Annotated in this window: 8 protein-coding genes and 1 tRNA gene; 6 read left to right on the forward strand and 3 right to left on the reverse strand. The window is 48.1% G+C overall.

The window, feature by feature from the left end:
- The 3 genes from K2H17_RS11050 to K2H17_RS11060 all read right to left on the reverse strand — a co-directional run.
- On the reverse strand, positions 1-506 hold a 506-nt coding region (locus tag K2H17_RS11050; protein WP_300134759.1), incomplete at its 3' end, for an Arm DNA-binding domain-containing protein.
- A gap of 488 nt (positions 507-994) precedes the next feature.
- Positions 995-1,070 (reverse strand) — tRNA-Lys (locus tag K2H17_RS11055).
- A 292-nt stretch (positions 1,071-1,362) separates the two neighbouring features.
- Positions 1,363-2,256, reverse strand: a complete 894-nt coding sequence (locus K2H17_RS11060) for a radical SAM protein (RefSeq protein ID WP_300134761.1) — start codon at positions 2,254-2,256, stop codon at positions 1,363-1,365.
- A 136-nt stretch (positions 2,257-2,392) separates the two neighbouring features.
- Here K2H17_RS11060 and K2H17_RS11065 point away from each other — a divergent pair, with 136 nt between their 5' ends.
- The 6 genes from K2H17_RS11065 (at position 2,393) to K2H17_RS11090 (ending at position 10,272) form a co-directional block, all read left to right on the forward strand.
- A complete protein-coding gene (locus K2H17_RS11065) occupies positions 2,393-2,743 on the forward strand; it encodes a helix-turn-helix domain-containing protein (RefSeq protein ID WP_300134763.1) in 351 nt (116 codons plus the stop codon).
- A gap of 173 nt (positions 2,744-2,916) precedes the next feature.
- Positions 2,917-3,273: an AraC family transcriptional regulator gene (locus K2H17_RS11070; protein ID WP_300134765.1), complete on the forward strand. Its 357-nt coding sequence runs from the start codon at positions 2,917-2,919 to the stop codon at positions 3,271-3,273.
- Positions 3,274-3,341: 68 nt separating this feature from the next.
- Positions 3,342-3,971, forward strand: a complete 630-nt coding sequence (locus tag K2H17_RS11075) for a CatA-like O-acetyltransferase, family 2 (protein WP_300134773.1) — start codon at positions 3,342-3,344, stop codon at positions 3,969-3,971.
- Between the two features lie 186 nt (positions 3,972-4,157).
- Positions 4,158-5,573 carry a hypothetical protein gene (locus K2H17_RS11080; protein ID WP_300134767.1) on the forward strand — a complete coding sequence of 472 codons (1,416 nt, stop codon included), beginning with the start codon at positions 4,158-4,160 and terminating at the stop codon, positions 5,571-5,573.
- A gap of 96 nt (positions 5,574-5,669) precedes the next feature.
- The gene (locus K2H17_RS11085) at positions 5,670-9,179 is read left to right on the forward strand and encodes a hypothetical protein (RefSeq protein WP_300134769.1); all 3,510 of its coding nucleotides are present in this window, start codon (positions 5,670-5,672) and stop codon (positions 9,177-9,179) included.
- 76 nt (positions 9,180-9,255) lie between these two features.
- Complete coding sequence (locus tag K2H17_RS11090) at positions 9,256-10,272, forward strand: LacI family DNA-binding transcriptional regulator (RefSeq protein WP_300134771.1); 1,017 nt, start codon at positions 9,256-9,258, stop codon at positions 10,270-10,272.
- The last annotated feature ends 177 nt before the right edge of the window (positions 10,273-10,449 follow it).

Genomic DNA, 10,449 nt, shown 5'->3' on the forward strand with positions numbered 1-10,449 from the left:
GACGACTGGGTCTTTACTCTCTTTCTGATGAAATCATCCCACAGACGGATGTTCTTCGGCGTCAGGTCGCAGAAATTCCGGATTTCACCGAACTCCCTGAGGCAAGAGAGCATTACCTTGTGCTGACGGCGTGTTGACTCGGACACCGGACGCAAGTCGATACGCTCTTCGAGCCATGTAAGGAAATCTATGGTCGATGACTGCACTCTGGTCTTACGTACCTTCTTTAGAAGAGAAAGATCGTATTCTCCGCCGTGTGCGGCTATGGAAGACATCTTTTCCCTTATGCCGTCTGCCACCCGGCGAATCTGCTCATTGAGGCTTTCGGCCATGGGATGGTCCACGACCTGGTTTGAGCGCCACTGCTGCCTGAGCACGGCCACTCCGGTTGAGAGGCGAACACGCTCGCGGTTGTACGACACCTCCACCTCCACGGTGCCCGTCGTAACCGCCGAAGCCTTCTTGCGGCGGTCAAAAATAATCTTGATTTGGGGTATTCCAGCCATATCGTTATGATTTTAAGTTTGATACATCGTTCTGATTCCGTGATGTGGTACACTTGAAAACGTGTACCACATTCGCTGAAAAATGTACCACACGTGTACCATGCACCTCATAAACGTATCCCGAACTCATGCTGTTGCCTCCCGAAAATCTTTTGGGAGGAATTAGCACAAAATAGGAATTATCAGAGAGTTGCGTGGTCTTGACTCCCTCCGTTCCCGGGTGCGGAAGGGTGCCTGACATCATGCTGCCGATATGTGAGAAAATCCGGTACATTTTGTGGTACATTTTTGTGGTACATCCACGAAATCTGTACCAAAGTTAGTGTGCTAAATCGAAACTAACAAATGCTATCTTTGGCTAATGGCTGGAGCTTGAATTTGTGCTAAATCCTTCTAACAGTGAGAATTGTGAAATTGCTAACGATTGTGCGACAGTTGCTTACGGACACGAAAAAGGGCCACAAATCCAAGTGGAATTTGTGACCCTTTGGTGATCCGCCTGGGGCTCGAACCCAGGACCCCAACATTAAAAGTGTTGTGCTCTACCAGCTGAGCTAGCGAATCAGTGCTTAGGAGGCGTTCCGCTTAAGGTTTTTAAGTGGGCTTTTCCTTAAAAGCGATGCAAAGGTAGAGACTTTTTTTGAATCATCCAAATTTTTTGGAATATTTTTTACTTAAAAAGTGAATTTTTATGTTCTTTGAGGTATTCTTAAACTTTAGGCCTTTGCTTTATGCAAGCGGTACTCAGATTATAACACCCTTTTTATAAACGTATTAAACCCACACAGCGCCCAATCAGTCGATAATTACCCCTGCTACATTGATTTTTTATTGAAATCAGCATTTTTTTGCATGGTCATAGATGCCATATCTGTTTACGATAGCTTTTGAGGTCCGCTTCCGGATGTTCAGATATCACATTGTCGATTTCCCGCAGGATAGCAGCTTTGTCATCCGGCAAGGCTCCTGTGAATGGAACTGTGTTTGAGATATGGTGTCCAAGAATGTTCACTTTTATTTCCAGACGGTCGATCAGTGTCCGCAATTCCATGAGCCTTTCAATTTCCGGTTCTTCAACATACCCGCCGTCCAACAGCTCTTTGTAGAGCCTAGTTTCAGGGAATATCACGAGGGATACAATATTTATTATATATGGATGGAGCTGATTGAGGACATCGGCGGTAGCGATCGCGCTTGCAACTCCACTCCCCTGCCCTCCCAGGCCGTTGAGATAAAAAACATTGTAGCGGATCCCTGCCTCATCGAGTTTTGAAAGCTGTTCAATTATATCAGCTGCTTCATAGCCTTTGTCCATTCGCCGCAGTGTCGGGTCATGGGCTGTTTCAATCCCGATATTGATATTGTCGAGTTTCATGTGGCGAAGGTTTTTAAGTTGCTCTACACTTTTGGACGCAACATCCGTTACCCTCGCAAACATACCGAAGGAACCTAAATGTGTCAGGTATTTCCGCAGAAGCAACGCAATATCCATGAGTCTGTCATAGCTAAGCGCAAATGGGTTTGCTCCTGTCAGATAAACTCTCCGGGCACGCGGCTGCCACCGACGGATGGTGTTGAGATCTTCCTCAATCTCTGCAACCGGAGACATCCGAAACGGTGTTCCTTCATAGAGATTACAAAATTTACATCTGTGCCATGTACAGCCTGAGGTTACTTGCAGAAGCTGGGAACCGGCCTCATAAGGCGGTCGCCATACCTGGCCTGTGAAATGCAGTTGCGGATAGGTCATAATTGAATGATTTTGGTTAATTTTGTACTGCGAAGTTAGACGTATTTCAGTAGTCAAACAATAACTTACACTTTGGTTTGGCCCTTACCCGAAAGTCAGTTTCGCTCATGGTCAATCACTTTCCACACTCTCTGAAATGGCAAAAAAGTTAGACTACGGATATTGCAAAGCAGCCCCTATGCTCGAATGGATAGGCAACAAATGGTCACTGGTAGTCCTGATGAAGATCTCCGAATGCCAACCAGTCAGGTTCAACGAACTTTACCGGTCGATCCCGTCTGTATCGGAGAAAGTATTATCTCAGGTGCTCCGGCAGCTTCAGACTGACGGGATCATCAAGCGGGACTTGTTTGCAGACGTACCTCCAAGAGTGGAATACAGCATCACTGATTTTGGCCGCACTCTTATTCCTCACATTGAAGATCTCATCAACTGGGGTCGCGAAAATTTCAGCCAGATAATGCTCAATCGCCAGAAGTTAAAATAACCGACTCAAGCTACCACCTTTTACTAAAACATAAATGCATGCCTGAAATCTGAGGTTTCGATCTTGGCAACAAGCACCTAAATGAACTGGCATCCCGAATCATCGACTGCGAGAATGACTCGGAAAGTATCGCTATCTTAGACAGATGGCTGACACAGAAAATAAATCCGACATTGAATATCCGAAGAATCGCACCTGCAATCAGCACTCTGCTCCACCGCCCTGAAACTTCAGTCTCTGCCCTATCGTCCACTGCCTGCCTCGGCAATAAACAGTTTGAACGCATATTCAGAGACTGTGTCGGAATGAATCCCAAAGAATATGCGCTTGTGGTGCTATTTCAGAAAACCATGTGGCACATGCAGCAAGGTGAAACTGATTTTTCAACCATTGCCTACTCATGCGGCTACGCTGACCAATCTCACTTTATCCGCGAGTTCAAATCGCACAGCAGCCACACGCCCAAATCATTTTTACAAACCTGTCAACCATATTCAGATCTTTTCACCACTCCCCCTTATTTTATATAATACCGCATAATGTCTCTTTTCTTCTATCTCGCCTGAATCATCGCAGCTAACTTTGCATCAAAAAAATGATGCGCGAAATATCACCCTCGGAGACCTCACGGGCCTATGCTTTTGAAATGTGGATGAAAGCCCCGATGCCAATGGTCACACTCTTCAAGACGCTCGACGTCACACCTTTGTTAAAGATCAGCCGAAGGAAAAAGCTAAAATTCAACATGCTGATGTGCTGGTGTATCGGCAAAGCCGCCTCGCAGGTCAAAGAATTCCATATCCTTCCGGTGGACGGAAAACTAATAGTCTACGACTCTTTAGCTGTCAATACAATAGTCGCAAACGCCCTTGGCGAGATAAGTTCATGTGACATTCCATATTCCGAAGACATCGAAAAGTTCAACGCCGACTACCTGCATCTGACCAGACTCGTAGCCGAAACATGCCGCAACCACGACATCACCGACCGGATGGTAATCGGAACATCAGCTTTAGCCGAATACGAAATCGACGGAGCTGTCGGAATGTATAGCGGAATTTTCAACAATCCATTTCTGATATGGGGAAGCTATCGGCGACGATGGTTCAAATCGGTGCTTACAGTCTCATTCCAATTTCACCACACACAGATGGACGATGCACACGCAGCAAAGTTTCTCCACATACTTCAGGCTGAAATCAGCAGGCTCAGAAAGACCGGTTTATAGCTGCGTCCGAGTATCTAAAATGCCTCTGCCTGCCACTGCCCCAGAGCTTTAATCAGACGCAACTGTTTGGAAACGTTCCCGTTAATTTTTTGCCGTGAATTTGAAAAAGCAATATTCTTTATGCCTAACTTTACACCGCAGAATTAAAAAAACAGCCTCGAATCCAATCAACAAAAAGCATAAATCATGAAAAAACTTTTTACTCTTGCGCTGACACTGATGGCCTTTTCAGCCTCAGAAATTCAAGCAAATGATTTCATCGTTCTGACAACTCCATCTGAAGTTCTTCAAAACTCCATCGAAGACACCGAAGGCGCAAAAGCGATCTTCCAGACCGTTGTCGACAATTCCGAATCGACCGAGGCCGAAATCACTGCCGCCATGGAAAAATACATGCAGGACGCAAGCCCCAAACCGGGCTATGCCTTTGACATGTCTTTCCTGCTCCGCTATAATGTCATAACAGACACTAAAACAACAACGACACAGCTCAACACCGCATGGAAGACAGAAATACCGAACGTCAACACTGATCCGACTGCAACAACCAAGTTCCTTCTCACGACATCCAATCAAAACAACGGTGTGTTTGTCCGCGCCTATGCAGCCGATGCATTCAAAAGCGCCGAAGCACACAATAAATTCATTGTATATCAATCTGTAAACCTTAATCCAGGCAAATATTATCTTTCGATACGTGCATTTGCAGTAAACTCCAATTGTGTAACCTTAGCGGCCGGAGAGCAGAACGCAACGACTCCCATCAACAAAGGCAACCAGATTTTGGCCGATTATTCAATGGACTTCAAAGTCTCAGCCACTCAGGACATTAAACTTGGATTGAAGCGTAATTCGACAGAAAATGAAAAAATCGACCGAGTCGGATTCAATGATATGTATCTCTATAAATTATCTCAGTTCATAGCCATTACAGAGGATGCTACTGAGGCTCTTGGTGCTGCCGAAAATGTTGATGTTCAACTCTGCCGTACATTCAGCGCCGATAAATATTATCCGATCTGTCTCCCCTTCATTGTAGAAAACTGGCGTGACATATTCGAGGACCTTCTTCTTTGGAATAATTTTACCAATAACGAAGAACTCTCGTTTGCAACCGTCAGTGGAGCCAACACTCAGGCCCGCAAGCCCTATCTTGTAAAAATGAAAGAAGACATCAACGAAGACAACTATCTTGTTTTCAAAAATGTCAACATCCAATCAGGCAACGCAGGCTCATGGACCAAAGAAGGCTCTCCTGTATCAATGGTAGGAAACTGGGGAACAGACTTTGTACCGGCAAATTCATATTACTATTCTGACGGACAATGGACTCTCAGCGATGGCTCAGCTACACTCCCTGCATTCTCAGCATATATCGCATCGACTTTAGAAAATCCGGCTAAAACTCTCCCTATGCTTATCAACGGCAAAGGTGATGTGCCGACCGGAATCGAAATCAATATCTCCGACGCCAAAAACGGACCTGTCAATGTCTACAACCTCCAGGGAATGACAGTCAAACGCGGCGTGAGCGAAGAAAACGCACTTGAAGGTTTGCCCAAGGGCATATATATAATAAAAGGTAAGAAGATTGTTAAATAAAAAGGGGGATTTTCGTTTCACAAAAGTCTTGCGGGTTAAACCTGCAAGACTTTTTTCCAATCTTTCCACCAAATAAATAAAAAGAAACAACAATACATGACCCGCAAAAAACTATCCCTGCTGATCTCCGGCCTGATCTACTGGACAGGCAGCCTCGCACAGACCTCATCAGCCTATCTCATCGAAGCGGAAGCCTTCCAGTTCAAAGGCAAATGGGTGACTGAAAAGTCATCAGAATGTCTTGGGACTGCCATGCTGCGGGTCTATCAGGACAATAACAACGACAAGACAGCCGATGCGCTGACCGTCATAAACATCAACGAAAGCGGCAAATATCAGGTGTGGATACGTTCTCGCGACTATATTGACAGCCCGCGTCCGCGCACATTCACCCTTTCAGTCGACGGCATAGAGCTATCCGAGTGCGGCAACCACGGATCCGACGGATTCCGCTGGCAAAATGTCGGCACACTTGATCTTGCCCGCAAACAGACACTCCTGCGTCTTCATGACAGCGGTGGCTATTATGGCCGCTGCGATGCCATCTTACTGACTCAAGATGCCTCAACAGATCCCAACACTCTGACCAACCTTCAAATTGCAAAATGGAGAAAATCACCGGTCAGCATGCCCTATACCACCACCGAAGCCCCCTTGCTTCCTGAAGCGGCCGACATTGCAGCAGGCTACTCAACCGTAGCCTCCGCATCCAATGATGAAATCCGGCTTAGCTTCGTAAAACTTACCGACGGATCGATCGTATCCAAAACAGATTTCTATGCCGCAGGATCATGGCGGCGCTTCGCCTCTTCGAAAGAAGACAACCGCATCGCAATCCTGAGCAACGAAAAAAATTCTCCTGTCAACCACAATCAGTTCTATCCCGCATGGGACAGCTGCACGGCCCGACGCCAATTTGAATTCAACGGCCAGATCTATCCCGTAAGAATTGACGGCGACAACACCAACCCATATTACTCCGGCCTCCTCACCGAAGCCAAGGCCACTGCAATCAGCAAGACTTCTGCAAACACAATAAAAGTCATATACAAATGTGGGGATAAAGGCGAACTGACCGCCTGGTGGACAGTCCCGGAACAGGGGCCGGAAATACGCGTCAGAATGGAATTCCGCCCGACAGCAGACGGATGCTACTCCATTGCCCTCCACTCGGCCAAAGAAATCAGCGAGGAAGATGCAAGCAATGTCCTGATGCCTCCGATGTTTCAGAAGCGGCATCTTCCGGCAACACCGCTGATGCTTTTCTCTTCAATGATGACCCAATGCCTGTCAGCCGCTGAGACTCAGACCTCTTTTGGCCCTGTCACAAACTTCATCTGCGCCGACCTCGATTCATTCTCCCAGGACTGGGGATCGTATGACTACTCCCCTGTCGGCTTCACTCTGCGCAACAGCGCAAACAAAATTCAGCCGGTCGGCTTCTCTCCTCTGTTCGGGATGAAAGATGCGGCGGCAAAAGCCGGTTCAAAAATAGACGCCGGATTCATTATCGGCTTAAAAGCCTCCGGATGGTCCGAGACCTTGGAATATATCAGCGAAAACATCTTTTCGGTAAGCGATTACCGACATCAGGACAATGTTTCTCTCTCACAGACACTGAGGAATGTGATTGCCTTGATCAACAATCCAGACCACAGCGGATGGAACGCAACGATGAAAGGCTTCTGGGACATCGAAGCAAACGGCGCCGTCACACCGACAGTCGTGCAGTCAGCCCCAATGGCTCTTGTAGGCGCTTCAATGCTCACCGATGACGAGACTTTCTATGAGCAACGAGCCTTGCCCGCCATCGAATATACCCTTTCGAGAAAAAACTTCCGCACTGTCGGAAACCAGCCTCAAAGCCTTGATCCGATGACGTCTCAATTTCCTACCACTCTCTATGAGGGGATCAATACAGTCATGGGCGACATTAATCCCTGGCTGAAAGACATCGCGCTTCCAGACGGCCAGCTCCGGACCGCCAACGGATATTTCACATCCGTACAGGCATTCCGTCAGGCCCTCTCGGCCTACAAAATCACAGGCGATGAAAAATGGCTCTCCCGATCAACCGCATTGGCCGACAGCCACATCAAAGAACTGTCAGATCAGGCCGGAGGAGCCCCCTCGGCACCCGGAACATTCTATAACAGCCAGATCTGCGACGACTGGCAGCCATTTATGGATCTCTATGACCTGACCGGCGACCAGCGTTATCTTGATGCCGCCTCGGAAGGAGCGGCCCATACTATTGCCGGAATCAAGACATGGCCCAGAGTAGCACAGGGTAAGCAGACAGTTCATCCCGGCAATAATTACGACGGAGTGACCACAATCTGGTGGAAAGGAGCGGAACAATACCGTCTCGGCTTCCCCCGGACTCCCGGCGATGCACCTGAACACGAGGCAGAAGCCTGGAAAGTCTCATCCGTAGGACTCGGCATCGAACAACCCCTCACCTACTTCATCCGTTCGGCAGGCAAAACCGTCCATCCGGTTTTCATGAGCTCATGGGCGCCACGGCTTCTGGAACTGACCGAAGCGACTGGCAGGCCAATCTACGAGACATTCGCCCGCAACGCCGTGATCGGACGCTCGGAAAACTACCCCGGATATTATGCGACCGGCTATACCGACATCACACAGTCAGCAGCATTCCCCTACAAAGGTCCTGACGTAAGCTCGATCTACTACCATCACCTCCCGGCCTATCTCGCCATACTCCAGGACTACCTTGTTACGGAAATCACTACCCGCAGTTCTGGTGCCATTCAGTTTCCATCAGGAAGACAGGAAGGATTCGTCTGGTTCAGCAATTCGATCTATGGCGCAGCCGAAGGAAACATCTACGGAAACCGCTGCCGTCTCTGGATGCCCGATGGCAAAATCGGATCAGACAGCCCGGCGGTCAACATTCTCTCGGCGCGCAATCCGGAGAAACTTTTCATCATGCTGAGCAACGAAAACAATGAGACGGTCCAAACCACCGTCTCACTCAGCGACGATCTGAAAAGACAGATCTCATCCGGCAGCATCGCAGTCTATGCCGCTGACGGACATGAATCCCGATCAGAGATCAGCGAAACAGGAATTATCATCGAAGTGCCTCAGCGCAGTCTGATCACAATCGCGCTCGACATGAATTGGGAAAACCGCCCCTATGTCCCGGCCCTGGCCGAGGGACTCTCCATCATCGACAGCGAAACCCCTGCCGGGAAAATCTATCTCTATCGCATCCGCTCGCCTTTCGGCTGGGACTCCGTGTATGGCTTCGCCGAATGCGGATCAGTCGCAGGCCTGACAGTCGAGGTGAAATGCAACGATGCAAAACAGACGGCATCGACATGGCCCTACGAGTGGAGTTTTGCCCGTTTCGGCTACGGAGAAAATGTTGATATCACGGTAACTGTGAGGCAAAACGGCAACATCATAAAAACAGTCCAGACAGCCTTCGGACCTGAGACATCCGCCATCCGGCCAAACCATTCTGACCAACCGTCAGACAGACCCGAAGGGATCTTCCGTCTTGACGGGATCAGAATTCCAGAAATCACGCAACCGGGAGTCTACATTGTCAACGGACAGAAAATTTTGCGCCAATAACAGCATTATCGGGACGATATATATGCGAATTGCCAAAATAAGTGCTAAATTTGCAGTACCTTAGACTCAATTTCGCATGAACAACCACGTTACAATCAAAGATATTGCCAGAGAATTAGGCATTTCGACATCGACTGTATCGCGCGCTTTATCGGACGCATGGGACGTAAAGCGGGAAACTCGCGATAAAGTCCTCGCAATGGCCAAAAAGCTGAACTACCGGCCAAATCTCAATGCAAAAAACTTGCAGAACAAACATACAGGCATAATCGGGATCATCATTCCGGAATTTGTCAACAGTTTCTTCCCCAATGTAGTGATGGGAATCCAGGAAGTTCTCTATGAAGAAAACTATCATCTGGTCATTACTCAGAGCAACGAGACCCGCACTCAGGAACTTGAAAACCTGAATGTGTTGCAGGAATATATGGTCGACGGTATCATAATGTCAATCACCAACGAGGGTGGCAACGAAGAGGAATACAAAAAAGTGATCGACAGCGGCACTCCGATGGTATTTTTCAACCGCTGCCCGAAAATGAAAGCTCCAAAAGTGAGGATTGACGACTCACTGATGGCAGAAATGGCAGTCGACCATCTGATAGAAAGCGGTCGACGAAAAATCTGGCACCTCGGCGGACCGGTAAATATGCCGATCAGCGCCATGAGGGCCGACGGCTATGTCAAAGCTCTCACAAAACATGGGCTGGAAGCCTCGGCAAAAGTGATCGACGCAGGCATCTTCATCAAAGACGGAATCGAGACAATGCAGGCATTGCTTGATGAGGGCATCGACTTGCCCGACGCTATTTTTGCATTCAACGATCCGATTGCCATCGGAGCCATGAAAGTGCTCAAAAACGCAGGTGTCCGGATCCCGGAAGATGTTGCGATCGTCGGCTTCAGCGAAGGCTCAATGGCAACCATAGTCGAGCCGCAGCTGACCACCGTGCTCCAGCCGATGAAAGAGATGGGCCGGTGTGCAGCCAGACTTCTGCTCAAACAGATCAGAGCCACACGTCCCTCTGCCCCTCAGACAATCTGTCTTGAGGCCAAACTGAATATCAGGGAATCATCGGTCGGACGCTCATAGAGCCAGGCAAACATTCATCACAGACACAATAGTCATACTCGGAATCTCCGAATCCTCATAATGGATCCGGAGATTATACCTTTTTGCTCCCATCAAAAAATTTATCAAGAGTTTTTTTAAGAAAACCTTTAGAGGTTTAAAAACAAGAGTTAAAATCTGAGTGGTGTATCTTTTAGA

The organism is Duncaniella sp. (assembly GCF_029054785.1).
Taxonomy (GTDB): domain Bacteria; phylum Bacteroidota; class Bacteroidia; order Bacteroidales; family Muribaculaceae; genus Duncaniella.